A 12,433-nucleotide genomic window follows, 5' to 3' on the forward strand; every position below is an offset into this window, starting at 1 on the left:
GTCTCAGGGCTCCACGGGATCGATCGTCACCGGGTCGACCGAGTTGAGGTACGCCCGGACGATCGACTCCCAATCGGTGCCCTCGACATTGCCACGCTCCCCGTCGGGCGTCTCCATCTCGTAGACGTCCTCCCCTTCCTCGCCCGCCGTCGACTTCGTCACCAGGTATCCGAGCAGGCGTTCGCCCCTCGACACCGTCCAGCGCGGAGGCTCACCTGCGATGCGGTACGTGTGGTCCTGGTGCAACAGCGTGAAGTCGCCCGCCTCGAGTGCCATGGTGCCTCCTCGGTCTCGGTTCCAGCTCGGTCTCGTCTCCAGCTTCGACTGAGGCGTTGCCCCGCGCATCCCTGTTCTGCGGATGCTCAGCCTCATCACGGCAGGACACCTCCCGTTCGCTGAGAAGTCAACCCCCAGCCCGAGGGGCATCACGGGGTGTTAATGGACTGAGGCGCACCGTCGCGTCGGAACACGTCCGGGCCCCTCGGGCCGGAGATCTTCTAGGAGCACCACCATGACCGTCATCGACACCTCCTCCCCCGATCTGGACACGCGCATCGCGGCGCAGCCCCTCGTCTCGTGGCGCTGCGCCCAAGCCGGCCTCTGGGTGGCCACGGGCTCCGACGGCCGCCCGCTGGGCATCGTGAGCGAGCGGTGGCGCGACGGCTTCGTCACCACATCGGTGACCGGTGCCAACCTCGGCCGTTTCGACACCGTCGAGGCCGCGCGTCACGCGCTCGAGCAGTCGGTGGAGCGCACCGCCCGTCGCTGATCCTCGGCGGGCCGCCCCGTGCCGTGACCAGCCGGCCAGCGTACGGTCGGCCGTGTGACCACATCCGACCCGATCGAGCGAGCCCTCGCGGCCGCTCGTGATCTCGGCGGGCGCCTCGGCGGCTCCCCGTCGTCCGCATCCCTCACCGAGACCACGACCCTGCTCGCCGACCTGGCCTCGCGCAGCGTGCTCGAGGCGCGCGTCGCCGAACCCCACCTGGATGCGCTGATCATCCTCGACGAGTGCCCCAGCCTGGTCGACGTGGGTGCCCTCAGAGCCGGGTCCGACAGCACGTGGGGCGTCTTCGCCGCCGAAGCGCCGGGCGCGACCCTCCAGGCGCGGCACGAGCCCGGCCGCGGATGGCGGCTCTCGGGCGTGAAGCCGTGGTGTTCCCTCGCCGGTCGACTGAGCCACGCGCTGGTCACGGCTCACGCGGGCGGCGAGCGGCGCCTGTTCGCGGTGGGGCTCACCGGCGGTGTCACGGTCGACGACGCGGCCTGGGTCGCTCGCGGCATGCCCCAGCTCCCGAGCGGACCCGCGACCTTCGACGACGTGCCCGCTATCCCGGTCGGCGACCCCGGCTGGTACCTGACCCGCCCGGGCTTCGAGTGGGGCGGCATCCGCGTGGCGGCGTGCTGGTGGGGCGCCGCCATGGCGCTCGCCGCTCTCCTTCGCGGGCGAGCCCGGGGGCGCGACTCCGACCTCCTGCACGCCGCGGCGGGCCGTGCGCTCGTGCACGAGCGCAGCTCGGGCGCGCTGCTGCGCTCGGTGGTGGCCGCGATCGACGCCGGGGAGGCGGGCTCCTCTCTCGCCGCCGCGGCGCAGCTCGTGCGCAGTGCGGTGCGGAGGTCGGCCGACGCGATCCTCGCCGAGGCCGCCCAGGCGCTCGGCCCGGCACCCGCCGCGCTCGACCCCTGGTACGCCGCGCAGACGACGGACCTCGCCCTCTACCTCCTGCAGGACCACGGGGAGCGGGATGAGGCCCGCCTCTCCCGGCTCGCTGCCCAGCAGGGCGAGCTCCCATGGTGACGTTCACGCACGAGGATGCCGGCACGGCAGAACGGATCTGGGCCGACGAGCTCGACCGGCGCGCTGACCTCCCCGCACTCGGCCTCGACGGCGTCGAGCGGGTGGTGATCGTCGCGGCGCATCCCGATGACGAGACGCTCGGCGCGGGAGGCCTGCTGGCGGAGGCCGCTGCTCGCGGCCTCGGCGCCGAGGTCGTGCTCGCCACCCTGGGCGAGGCGTCGCACCCCCACTCCCCGACGCATCCCCCCGCTCGGCTCGCCGAGCTGCGCGAGCGGGAGTCGCGCCGAGCAGCCGCCCTGCTGCATCCGGATGCCGTGGTGCACGTCGTCGGCGCGCCTGACGGACGCCTGCCGGAGAACGCGGGGCGACTGGCGTCGGCGCTGGCGGACCTCCGCCTCGGTAGCCGCGACCTGGTGGTCGCGCCGTGGGAGGGCGACTGCCACCCCGACCACGAGGCGGCCGGTGCCGTCGCCCGTGTCGCCGCCGAGGCCTCGGGTGCGCGCGTCCTGCAGTACCCGGTGTGGCTCTGGCACTGGGCTCAGCCGAGCGATGTGCCCTGGGGCGACGCGATCTCGCTCGCGCTCACGCCTGTCGCCCGGAGAGCCAAGGCCGAGGCGCTTCTCGCCCACGCGACCCAGATCCGACCGCTCAGCGACGCTGCGGGCGACGAGGTGCTGCTCCACGCGGGGTTCCTCGCGCACTTCCGCCGTCAGACGGAGCTGTACCTGATCCCTGCCCCGGGCCCGCACGAGATCGCGCCCGAGGGCGAGAGCGAGGGCGAGAGCGAGGGCGCACGACGCGGCGAGAGCGACGCCGCCGGGGCGAGCCACTTCGACCGGATGCTCGAGGACGATCCCGACCCCTGGGGCTTCGAGACGCGCTGGTACGAGAAGCGCAAGCGGGCACTCACCCTCGCGAGCCTGCCGGATGAGCGGTACCGACGAGCACTGGAGATCGGATGCTCGACGGGGGTGCTGAGCCGAGAGCTCGCCGCGCGCGTCGACGAGCTGCGGGGTGTCGACATCTCGACGCGCGCGCTGGAGCTCGCCCGGCGGAGGAACGTCGACCTGCCCCACGCACGGTTCGACCGACTCGAGGTGCCCCGCGAGTGGCCGGACGGGCGATTCGACCTCGTGGTGATCTCCGAGGTGGGCTACTACCTCGACGACGCCGGACTGGAGTCGACCGCGCGACTGCTCGACGGCGCGCTCACCGCAGGCGGCGTCGTGGTGGCCTGCCACTGGCGGCACCCCACCGCAGGTCGAGCGCGACCGGGCGATGAGGTGCACACCGTGCTGCGAGCGCACAGCGGGCTCGCGGTGCTCGCCTCGCACGTCGAGGAGGACTTCCTCCTCGACGTCCTGGTCCGGCCCGGCCGGCGCTCGGTGGCTCGCGAGACCGGCGTGATCGGATGAGCGCGCGCATCCGCGCGCTCTCGGTCGTCATGCCTGCGCGCGACGAGGCGCGGCTGCTGCCGGCCGCGCTCGACGCTCTCGAGGAGGCCCGGACTGCCCTTGAGCATCTCCGTCCCGACGTGACCACCGAGGTCCTCGTCGTCCTCGACTCGTGCGTCGACACGAGCGCGGAGATCGTCGCCTCGCACACTCCTCGCGTGAGGGCGCTCGAGATCGACGCCGGATCGGTCGGCGCCGCCCGCTCCGCCGGCGTCGCGGCCCTTCTGCGCGACGCGGCGCATCCGCCCGCGCAGCACTGGATCTGCACCACGGACGCCGACTCCACCGTGCCCCTGCACTGGCTCCTCGACCATCTGCGAGCGGCGGAGGCGGGCGCTGCGCTCGCACTCGGCCACGTACGGCCGCGGTCTGGCGACCTCGGCGAGAGCGAGCTGTCGCGCTGGCGCGAGGACTACGCCCGCACGTTGCTCCACATCCACGGTGCCAACCTCGGCGTGCGCGCCGACGCCTACCGGCGCCTCGGCGGCTTCACCGCCGTCGTCGAGCACGAGGACGTGTCGCTCGCCCTGCGCGCCCGGGCCGCCGGGGAGACGGTCGTGCTCCTGCCGGAGTCGATAGTGACCACGTCGGGCCGCCTCGAGGGCAGGACTCCCGGTGGGTTCGCAGGCTATCTACGAGACCGTTGCGCCGTCCCGGAATGGTCGTAGCGTCGCCGGTATGGCTATCCAGAGCGGAAACGACGAGGACACCGTCGAGAAGGACATGTCGTACAGCCCCTCCAGCGGGGTCGAGACGGAGCGCGCCCAGGCCGATCCGGCCGACTCGAAGGCGCTCGACGACGACGACATCGACCAGGATGCGGTGAAGAGCCTCCCCGGCGAGGGCGGTCCCGACGACGTGGGCGAGATCGACGTCGACGTCGAGGAGCTCCGCACCCGGATCGCCGAGCGCGACCGGCCCTGACCTGGCACGGGCGAGACCGGCCGCCCGTGCGCAAGGCCGTTGCCACTCCGGGTCCGGAAGAGCACGGTGAGAGGATGCACGTCCGGCGCTCCTCCGCCACCACGATCCTGCTCGTCACGATCGCGCTCCTCGTCAGCGCCTGCACCACGACCTCGGGCGGTGTGGCGGGCGACCTCGCGCGCTCCTCCGACCAGGTGGCCTCCGCTGCCCAGAGCGCTCTGCTCTCCGTCCAGCAGCTACAAGCCCAGAGGACGCTCACGAGCGTCACCGCGACCACCCTCGAGGACTCGCTCACCGAGGTCACCGATGCCCAGACACAGTTGCTCGAGGCGGATGTGCACCAGGGTGACGAGGCCGGCCTCCGTGATCGTGTGCTCGAGACCGCGGGGCGGGTCGCCGACGCGATCGACGGCGTGAGGGAGAGCCTCTCCGCCGACGGCGCCGGGCTCGACGCGGCCGCGCAGCAGCTGCGGGCGGCGGCGGACGCCGCGTCCACGCTCAGCGCCGAGTCGAAGGGACTGCAGTGAAGCGCCTGCTCGGAGTGGCCCTCGGCGTGCTCACCGCGATCGGCGGGTTCGTCGACATCGGCGACCTCGTCACGAACGCGGTGGTGGGGTCGCGCTTCGGTCTCTCGCTCGTCTGGGTGGTGGTCGTCGGGGTCATCGGCATCTGCCTGTTCGCGCAGATGTCCGGCCGCGTCGCGGCGGTCAGCGGCCGGGCGACCTTCGAGATCATCCGCGAGCGCCTCGGCCCCCGTGCCGGGCTGGCCAACCTGGCCGCCTCGTTCCTCATCAACCTCCTGACCCTCACGGCGGAGGTCGGCGGCGTGGCCCTGGCCCTGCAGCTGGCCTCGAGCGTCTCGCCGATGCTCTGGATCCCGGTGGCCGCCTTCGCCGTCTGGCTGGTGATCTGGCGGGTGAGATTCTCGATCATGGAGAACGTCACCGGTCTCCTCGGCCTCGCGCTCATCGTGTTCGCCGTCGCGGTCTTCCTGCTCCACCCGGATTGGAATCAGCTCGCCGGCCAGGCTCTGGCGCCGACGGTGCCTGAGACCGAGGAGAGCACCACCTACTGGTACTACGCGATCGCGCTGTTCGGGGCGGCGATGACCCCGTACGAGGTCTTCTTCTTCTCGTCGGGCGCGGTGGAGGAGAAGTGGGGCCGGAAGGACATCTCCCAGTCGAGGGTGAACGTCCTCATCGGCTTCCCCCTCGGCGGGCTGCTGTCGGTCTCGATCGCCGCCTGCGCCGCGATCGTGCTGCTGCCGCGGGCGATCGAGGTGACCTCGCTGTCCCAGGTGATCCTGCCCGTGGCCGAGGCCGGCGGGAAGATCGCGCTGGCGTTCGTGCTGGTCGGCATCGTCGCGGCCACGTTCGGCGCGGCCCTGGAGACCACGCTGTCGAGCGGGTACACGCTCGCCCAGTTCTTCGGGTGGTCGTGGGGCAAGTTCCGGCGCCCCGCCCAGGCCGCCAGGTTCCACGTCGCGATGATCATCTGCCTCCTGGTGGGCATCGGCATCCTCGCGACCGGCGTCGATCCCGTCGCCGTGACCGAGTTCTCCGTGGTGTTCTCCGCCGTCGCGCTGCCCCTGACGTACCTGCCGATCCTCATCGTCGCGAACGACCGGCAGTACATGGGCGACGACGTGAACGGCCGGCTCACGAACGCGGTCGGCCTGGTCTACCTCGCCATCATCGTCGTCGCCGCGGTGGCGGCGATCCCACTCATGATCGTCACGGGGATGGGATCGTGAGGCGGCGCAGGGTCGAGGGGATCCACGATCCGCTGTCCCCGCCGGAACACTACGGCGGTCAGGTGGTCGAGGCGCAGCTGCACCTCCTCGATCGCCAGGTGCTCGACGTCGACGAGGTCCCGGTGGTCGTCGTCGACGACGTCGAGCTCAGCGACGTGCCGACGGACGCCCCCATCCCGGAGGGGACCGCCCCACCCGTCATCACGGCGCTCCTCAGCGGCCCCGTGCTCGCGACCCGCATCTTCGGCGGACGGCCGCCCTCCTCTCGACTCCACCGCGTGGCGTGGCGCCACATCGCCGACGTCGGCACGGTGGTCCGCCTCGGTGTCCGCGGCGCCCAGCTCGACGTCACCTGGACCGAGCGCTGGCTGCGCGATCACGTCATCGCCCGCATCCCCGGAGGCCGCCATGATCCTGAGTGACCTGCTGAAGAACGAGGTGCACGACTCCGAGGGGCGGATGCTGGGCCGCGTGATCGACGCCCGCTTCGTCATCGATGGCGCTCCCGGCGAGCTCCTCGCCGACGCGAGGCTCGCGGGCTTCGTGGTGAGCCCGCGGTCGGGGTCGTCGTTCCTCGGGTACGAGCGGACCGCCGATCGTCGGCCCTGGTTGATCGCCGACCTCCTGCGCCGTCGGCACCGCGGCAGCTTCTTCGTGGCCTGGGACGACATCGCCCGGCTCTCGGAGGGGCGAGTGGACCTGCGTCCCGGCTTCCAGCGCCGATCGCCGTCCCTCGAGGGCTGACCGGGGCCGCCGCGGGCCGCCGTCTCCTTCAGACGGGCCGCCGCATTTGTCCCCCGGATGGCCGCTACCGCGGCGCGCGAGGCTCCCCTACGCTCGTGCCCGTGAGCGAGCAGACCGTGGCCCCGCCAGCCCCCCGCCGCCGCCCGAGCCCGAACCCCGGGCAGGGCGAGATCGTGTTACGGCCCCGCGCCCAGATCCTCGCGCAGGCCAGACTCGTCGCGGCGGCGCTCACCGTGCCGATCCTTGCCGCCATGCTCTGGTTCTCGATCCCCCGCGGCACCTGGCTGCGCGTCCTCGTGGCGTTGGCCTTCGTGACGGCGATCTACTGCCTCGGCTGGTACCTCGTCAGGAGCGCACGGATCTGCATCTCCCACGACGGCATGGTCGAGCGCGGCTTCTTCCGGCGCGACAACCGCATCCCCGCGAAGCGGATCGCCGCCGTGCTCGTCGTCGACGTCTACCGCGGCAGCACGGCGGAGACCGACCGGCAGCTCTTCGTGGTCGACGCGGCGGGCGAGCTCCTCATGCGGATGCGCGGCCAGTTCTGGAGCGCGGAGGACATGGACACCGTCGCCGCGGCGTTCGGCGTGCCGGTGCGCCGGCCCGAGGATCCGCTGACCTGGCGCGGCCTGCGCACGCAGTCACCCGAGCTGCTCTACTGGTTCGAGCGCTTCCCTCTGGCGGGCGGTCTCTCGATCGCCGGCGTCCTCGCCCTGCTCGCGCTCGTGCTGATCCTGCTCATGTCACCCGACGTGTTCGTCCTCCGCTGACGGTCCACCGCCCGGCTCCCGCGGCGCCCGCGCCCTGACGGCCCACGGACTGCGTCAGCGGATGAGCTCTGGCGCCCGCGTGGCCCAGGCTGTGACGAGCTCGGTCCGCACATCGACCCCGCTGCCCGGCCCGGTGGGCACCGGGAGCCTGCCGTCGTCGAGCACGAACGGCTCGGTGAGGTCCTCCGCGAAGTAGCGGTCGGAGGCGGAGGTGTCGCCCGGGAGGGTGAATCCGGGCAGCGCCGCGAGCGCGACGTTCGCGGCACGCCCTATGCCCGTCTCGAGCATGCCCCCGCACCACACGGCCACGTCGCGGTCGAGGCAGGCGTCGTGGATGCGCAGCGACTCGAGGTATCCGCCCACCCGGCCGGCCTTGATGTTGACGACGCTGGTGGCGTCGCGCTCGATCGCGTCGATCGCCACCTCGCACGACACGATCGACTCGTCGAGGCAGACGGGGGTGTCGATCGCCCGCGCCAGTCGCACGTGCGAGGCGATGTCCTCCTCGACGAACGGCTGCTCGATGAGCAGCAGGCCGAACGCGTCGAGCTCGCGGATGTGGTCGATGTCGGCGGCGGTGTACGCGGTGTTCGCGTCGACCTGCAGAGGCAGGTCTCCGATGAGGTCGCGGACGGCCGCCACCGGTTCGAGGTCCCATCCGGGCTTCACCTTGAGCTTGATGCGGCGGTAACCGGCGTCGACGTAACCCGACACCTCGTCGAGGAGCTCCGGGATGCTCGCGGCGATGCCCACCGAGACACCGCAGGCGACCTCGGAGGCGGTCGCTCCGAAGCGCCGTGCGAACGACATCCCCGCCGCGCGGAGGGTGGCATCGAGCACGGCGGTCTCGAGGGCCGCCTTCGCCATCCGGTGGCCGATCACGAAGCGCGTCAGCGGGGCGACGTCCTCCGCGCGCACCGATCCGGCGCGGAGCACCGTGGGCGCCAGGTAGTCGCGCAGCACCGCGTGAACGCCCTCGACATACTCGCTCGAGTACACGGGATGCTCCATGGCGACGCACTCGCCCCAGCCCTCCCCCGCCTCGGTCATCACCCGCACGAGCAGCACGTCGCGTGCGGTCTGCGTACCGAAGCTCGTCTGGAACGGACGCACCAGCGGCATCGCGATCCGATGCAGCTCCACCGCCTCCACGGGCAGCGGCGCGGCGGGATCCGGACGTGAAGGGTCGGTCACGCCGAGCGCTCCTCGAGGCCCCAGGCCTGTCCGTAGCCACCCTCCGCCTCCGGCCGGGCCATGAGCTCGAGGAACGGCGAGGCGGGGAACGCCTCGGGCCCGAGCACCCCCGCGCCCTGCCAGGCTCCGGTGGCGAGGAGCTCGAGCGCGACGACGGGGTTGAGAGCGGTCTGCCACACCACGCACTGGCTCTCGTACTCCCGCATCGTCCACTCGTTGTCGCTCACGTGGTAGAGGTACACCGCTCGCGGGGCGCCGTCCTTGCCCGTGCCCGTGACGTAGAGGCCCGCGCAGGTCTTCCCGGTCATCCGCGGCCCGAGGGTCGCCGGATCCGGCAGGCCGGCCGCGACCACGTCGCGCGGGGCCACCTCGACCGGCCCGTTCGCGCTCCGCACGCGCACGGGCTCGGTCCTGTCGAGGCCGAGCGTGTGCAGGGTCTTGAGGATGCCGATGAACTGCTCACCGAGTCCGTACTTGAAGGTCACCCGCTGCGCATCGACCCAGCGCGGCATCAGGAGCACCTCCTCGTGCTCGACGTTGACGCACTCGACCGGACCGATCCCGTCGGGGAAGTCGAACACCTCGGGCTCGGAGAACGGCGGCGTGGTGTACCAGCCGCGGTCCTTCTCCCAGATCACGGGCGGGTTGAGGCACTCCTCGATGGTCGTCCAGATGCTGAAGCTGGGCGCGAAGACCTCCTCGCCGTTCTCGTCGCGCACCACGAGATTCGCGCCGTCGCGGGTGCCGAGCTCGTCGATGCGGTCGAACAGCTCGTCGGCGGCGTAGCGCGCGAACACGTCGGAGAGGCCCGGTTCGACCCCCATGCCCACGAGCGCGAGCCGCCCGGCGCCCTCCCAGGCGGCAGCCTGCGCGAACTGCGCATCGCCGAGCTTCACGCCGGTCTCCGAGTGCGGATGCTCGGGGTGCGGATGCGACAAGCTCATGGCCATGTCCAGGTAGTCGGCGCCCGCCGCGAACGCTCCCGCGAAGATCGTCTCGACGAACTTCGGCTCGACCGCGTTCATGACGTGCGTCGCCTGGTGCCGCCGCGCGACCTCGGCCACGTCGTCGGCCGAGGACGCGTCGATCCGGTCGGCGACGAACCTCGCCGCGACCTCATCGCCGTGATGCTCGCGCACCCAGGCGACCGTGCGCTCGGCCCGTGCGGGGTCGTAGTCGGTCACCACCAGCAGGTCGTAGAAGTCACGGCGTGCGGCGATCTTCGCGATCGCGTCACCCACGCCCCCGGCACCGACGAGCAGGATCCTCATGTCTGAACGGTAGCGGTGCGGCTCCGTGCGCGCATCCCTTCAGTGAGAACCCGTCGTCTCGCGGGCGCGGATCCAGATCGGGCGGTGGTCGCCGTCTCGTTCCCGTCTCAGCCTGAGGGCGAACGGCGCCCAGATCAGCACTGCCAGGCCCGCGCCCAGCAGCAGGCCGCCGATCGTGTCGGTGAGCCAGTGCGCACCGAGGTACGTGCGGCTCAGCAGCATGAGGATCGTGTACGCGACGCCGGCGAGCCACACCCACAGCCGCCAGAACACGAGTCCGAACACGACCGTGAGGGTGGCCGCGTTGGCTGTATGCCCCGAGGGGAATGAACCGTAGTCGCTCGTCACGAGCATGTCCGGCGGGCGGGTCCGCCCGACGACGTTCTTGAGGATCTGCACCACTCCCGCGCTCACCGCGAGGGCGAGGGCGAGGTAGAGCGCCGCCCAGCGGCGACGGAAGACGAGCAGTGCCGTGATGGCGAGGACGGGCACGAGGATGATCGCGATCCACCCGCCGCCGAGCGAGTTCATCACGAGCGACGGACCCTCCCAGATGGGCGATCGGTGCTCGATGATCTCGTCCATCCACTCGGTGTCGATCTCGAACGGCGCCGTGCCCTGCCGCAGCAGGAGGAGCCCGCCGAGCAGGAGCACCATGAGCACCGCCACCGACGCCGAGACGACGGGCCACCGGCGCGCCACCACGACGGGGACGACGTCCTCCGCCTTGCCCGTCGCCAGCGCGTGGACGTCCTCCTTCACCGAGGGGTGCTGTTCCCCGGGTGAGGGCGGTCGCCCCGCCTCCTCGTCTGCCATCCCTTCACCCTGGCACGGCGAGGCCCACCCCGCCCCCAGCCGACGCTCGGCAGGGCTCCGCCCGCGGCCGTCCGGATCTGGCACTCGTGGCGGCCCCCGGGGACGCGAGGCCACCACGACTGTCACATCCGCATCCGCCCAGCCGAGAGGACGAGCGGGGGCGGGTCAGGAGAGGCCGGATGCGGCGGGGGTGAGGAGGGCGAGCACCGCGACGGAGACGTTGAACACCGCGTGGGCGACGACGGAGGGGCCGAGACGGCGGGTGAAGAGCGCGAGGCTGCCGAGCACCACGCCGACGAGGAAGAGGATGACGAGCCGCGACACGCCCTCCGAGGTGGTGGGCAGGCCCTCGAGGTGGAACGCGGTGAAGAGCAGGGCCGAACCGAGCACCGCCACCGCTCCGGCAGCGCGCACGCGCGCGACCGATGCTGCCGAGGGCACCTCGCCCGGGGTGAGGGCGGCTCGGCCGAGCACCGCATTGCGGAGCGCCCCCAGCACGAGCCCGCGGAAGTACAGCTCCTCGATCACGGGCGTCACGATCGACGCCGCGAGCACCGAGGTGAGGAGGAACCAGCCGATGTCGCTGCCCGCGCTCTGCGAGAAGGGCACCGGCGGTCCGCCCGTCGCGATCCGCACCACCTCGGCGATGCCGACCGCGCCGAAGCGCAGCAGGATGCCGGCGAGCAGGCCGATCGCGAGATCGAGCGGACGGAGAGCCAATCCGAAGTCGGCGCCGAGGCTCCGCCGACCGCGGAGGTACGAGGCCACCAGGACCACCGCGAGGATGGGCAGCCATCCGGCCACCACCTGATCGACGCCCCACTGCAGCCGGGGGTCACCGGCGATGCCCGGCAGCCTGTCGATCGAGAGGACGATGAGCGACACCCCGGCGAAGGCGACCACGCCGGCCGCGGCGTCGACGAGACCCCAGCGCGGGTGGGATGGGCGATCGCTCACCCCACCCACGCTACCGGTCAGGAGGTCGCCGGGCCCGACGGGACCGGCACCGGGTGCACCGCCGCCACGCCGGGCACCGACGACAGCACGAGCCGGGTGCGTCCGTCGGCGGTCTCCGTCTCCGAGGCGAGTGCCAGGCCCGCGTCGAGCGCCGCCTGCATGCGCCACGACACCGCGGCCGTCGCCACCGGGTCGTCGCGCCACCCGGGCCCGGCGTGGATGACCACGTCGGGCTCGAGCACCGCACCCGCGGCGAGGTAAGCCCGGTGGGCCGAGCGGATGAGGGCCGCGGCCCACAGCTCGGGGTTCGGGACGGTCGGGTCGACGATCACGCAGTGCAGCGCCAGCGGGTGCACGGCGCCCGAGGGCCCCCACCAGACGGCGCGGGCCACGGGACGGTCGTCGATCTCCGCGAGCCACGTCCACTCCCGGCGGTAGCTGCCGGTCGCGAATCCGTCGCGGAGCCGTGAGGCGTCGACCCAGGAGACGGGATCGACAGAGGCGAACCCGATCAACGACACGTCGTCGGATCGGTTCGATGATCTGAACATGAGGGAGCCTTCCGGGCGTGGATGAGTGGAGGAGAGGAGGGGGAAGGCGCTTCCTGGCGTTCGTGCCGGGGATGCTCGGTCGGCGCGTCAGCGCGTCATGGACGCGGCGAAGCCGATCGGATCTCCCGGCCGGGGGAAGCGACTGAGGACGGAGTCGACTCAGTGCTTCGAAGCGAACGGGGGAAGCGCGATGATCACTGG

General features: G+C 72.2%; 16 protein-coding genes. 10 read left to right on the forward strand and 6 right to left on the reverse strand.

The window, feature by feature from the left end; genetic code table 11:
* Positions 1 to 3: 3 nt before the first annotated feature.
* The gene (locus ACFJGV_RS06565) at positions 4 to 276 is read right to left on the reverse strand and encodes a hypothetical protein (protein ID WP_378147761.1); all 273 of its coding nucleotides are present in this window, start codon (positions 274 to 276) and stop codon (positions 4 to 6) included.
* Positions 277 to 511: 235 nt separating this feature from the next.
* On the opposite strand from ACFJGV_RS06565, the gene ACFJGV_RS06570 reads away from it, so the two are divergent.
* From ACFJGV_RS06570 to ACFJGV_RS06615, 10 genes are all read left to right on the forward strand, one after another.
* Complete coding sequence (locus ACFJGV_RS06570) at positions 512 to 769, forward strand: hypothetical protein (protein WP_378147763.1); 258 nt, start codon at positions 512 to 514, stop codon at positions 767 to 769.
* A 54-nt stretch (positions 770 to 823) separates the two neighbouring features.
* The gene (locus ACFJGV_RS06575) at positions 824 to 1,798 is read left to right on the forward strand and encodes an acyl-CoA dehydrogenase (protein WP_378147765.1); all 975 of its coding nucleotides are present in this window, start codon (positions 824 to 826) and stop codon (positions 1,796 to 1,798) included.
* A complete protein-coding gene (locus ACFJGV_RS06580; protein ID WP_378147766.1) occupies positions 1,792 to 3,213 on the forward strand; it encodes a PIG-L family deacetylase in 1,422 nt (473 codons plus the stop codon). The genes ACFJGV_RS06575 and ACFJGV_RS06580 overlap by 7 nt, the downstream gene beginning before the upstream one ends.
* Positions 3,210 to 3,920: a glycosyltransferase gene (locus tag ACFJGV_RS06585; RefSeq protein WP_378147768.1), complete on the forward strand. Its 711-nt coding sequence runs from the start codon at positions 3,210 to 3,212 to the stop codon at positions 3,918 to 3,920. The genes ACFJGV_RS06580 and ACFJGV_RS06585 overlap by 4 nt, the downstream gene beginning before the upstream one ends.
* 10 nt (positions 3,921 to 3,930) lie before the next feature.
* Positions 3,931 to 4,176 carry a hypothetical protein gene (locus tag ACFJGV_RS06590; RefSeq protein ID WP_378147769.1) on the forward strand — a complete coding sequence of 82 codons (246 nt, stop codon included), beginning with the start codon at positions 3,931 to 3,933 and terminating at the stop codon, positions 4,174 to 4,176.
* Between the two features lie 74 nt (positions 4,177 to 4,250).
* Entirely contained in the window at positions 4,251 to 4,703 is a 453-nt protein-coding gene (locus ACFJGV_RS06595) for a hypothetical protein (protein WP_378147770.1), read from the forward strand.
* On the forward strand, positions 4,700 to 5,929 hold the full coding sequence (locus ACFJGV_RS06600; protein WP_378147771.1) for an Nramp family divalent metal transporter: 1,230 nt from the start codon (positions 4,700 to 4,702) through the stop codon (positions 5,927 to 5,929). The genes ACFJGV_RS06595 and ACFJGV_RS06600 overlap by 4 nt, the downstream gene beginning before the upstream one ends.
* Positions 5,926 to 6,351 carry a hypothetical protein gene (locus ACFJGV_RS06605; RefSeq protein WP_378147773.1) on the forward strand — a complete coding sequence of 142 codons (426 nt, stop codon included), beginning with the start codon at positions 5,926 to 5,928 and terminating at the stop codon, positions 6,349 to 6,351. Before ACFJGV_RS06600 ends, ACFJGV_RS06605 begins: the two co-directional genes overlap by 4 nt.
* Positions 6,338 to 6,673, forward strand: a complete 336-nt coding sequence (locus ACFJGV_RS06610) for a PRC-barrel domain-containing protein (RefSeq protein WP_378147775.1) — start codon at positions 6,338 to 6,340, stop codon at positions 6,671 to 6,673. The genes ACFJGV_RS06605 and ACFJGV_RS06610 overlap by 14 nt, the downstream gene beginning before the upstream one ends.
* A 173-nt stretch (positions 6,674 to 6,846) precedes the next feature.
* Positions 6,847 to 7,443: a hypothetical protein gene (locus tag ACFJGV_RS06615; RefSeq protein WP_378147776.1), complete on the forward strand. Its 597-nt coding sequence runs from the start codon at positions 6,847 to 6,849 to the stop codon at positions 7,441 to 7,443.
* Between the two features lie 54 nt (positions 7,444 to 7,497).
* Here ACFJGV_RS06615 and menC read toward each other — a convergent pair whose 3' ends face one another.
* From menC to ACFJGV_RS06640, 5 genes are all read right to left on the reverse strand, one after another.
* Complete coding sequence (menC, locus tag ACFJGV_RS06620; protein ID WP_378148651.1) at positions 7,498 to 8,601, reverse strand: o-succinylbenzoate synthase; 1,104 nt, start codon at positions 8,599 to 8,601, stop codon at positions 7,498 to 7,500.
* A gap of 32 nt (positions 8,602 to 8,633) precedes the next feature.
* Complete coding sequence (locus ACFJGV_RS06625; protein ID WP_378147777.1) at positions 8,634 to 9,908, reverse strand: saccharopine dehydrogenase family protein; 1,275 nt, start codon at positions 9,906 to 9,908, stop codon at positions 8,634 to 8,636.
* A 39-nt stretch (positions 9,909 to 9,947) separates the two neighbouring features.
* Entirely contained in the window at positions 9,948 to 10,724 is a 777-nt protein-coding gene (locus ACFJGV_RS06630; RefSeq protein ID WP_378147779.1) for a phosphatase PAP2 family protein, read from the reverse strand.
* 165 nt (positions 10,725 to 10,889) lie between these two features.
* Positions 10,890 to 11,681, reverse strand: a complete 792-nt coding sequence (locus tag ACFJGV_RS06635; RefSeq protein WP_378147780.1) for a CPBP family intramembrane glutamic endopeptidase — start codon at positions 11,679 to 11,681, stop codon at positions 10,890 to 10,892.
* A 17-nt stretch (positions 11,682 to 11,698) separates the two neighbouring features.
* Complete coding sequence (locus ACFJGV_RS06640) at positions 11,699 to 12,232, reverse strand: hypothetical protein (RefSeq protein ID WP_378147782.1); 534 nt, start codon at positions 12,230 to 12,232, stop codon at positions 11,699 to 11,701.
* Positions 12,233 to 12,433: the final 201 nt, after the last annotated feature.

The sequence above is a fragment of the Cnuibacter sp. UC19_7 genome (genome assembly GCF_042699995.1).
GTDB lineage: Bacteria > Actinomycetota > Actinomycetes > Actinomycetales > Microbacteriaceae > Cnuibacter.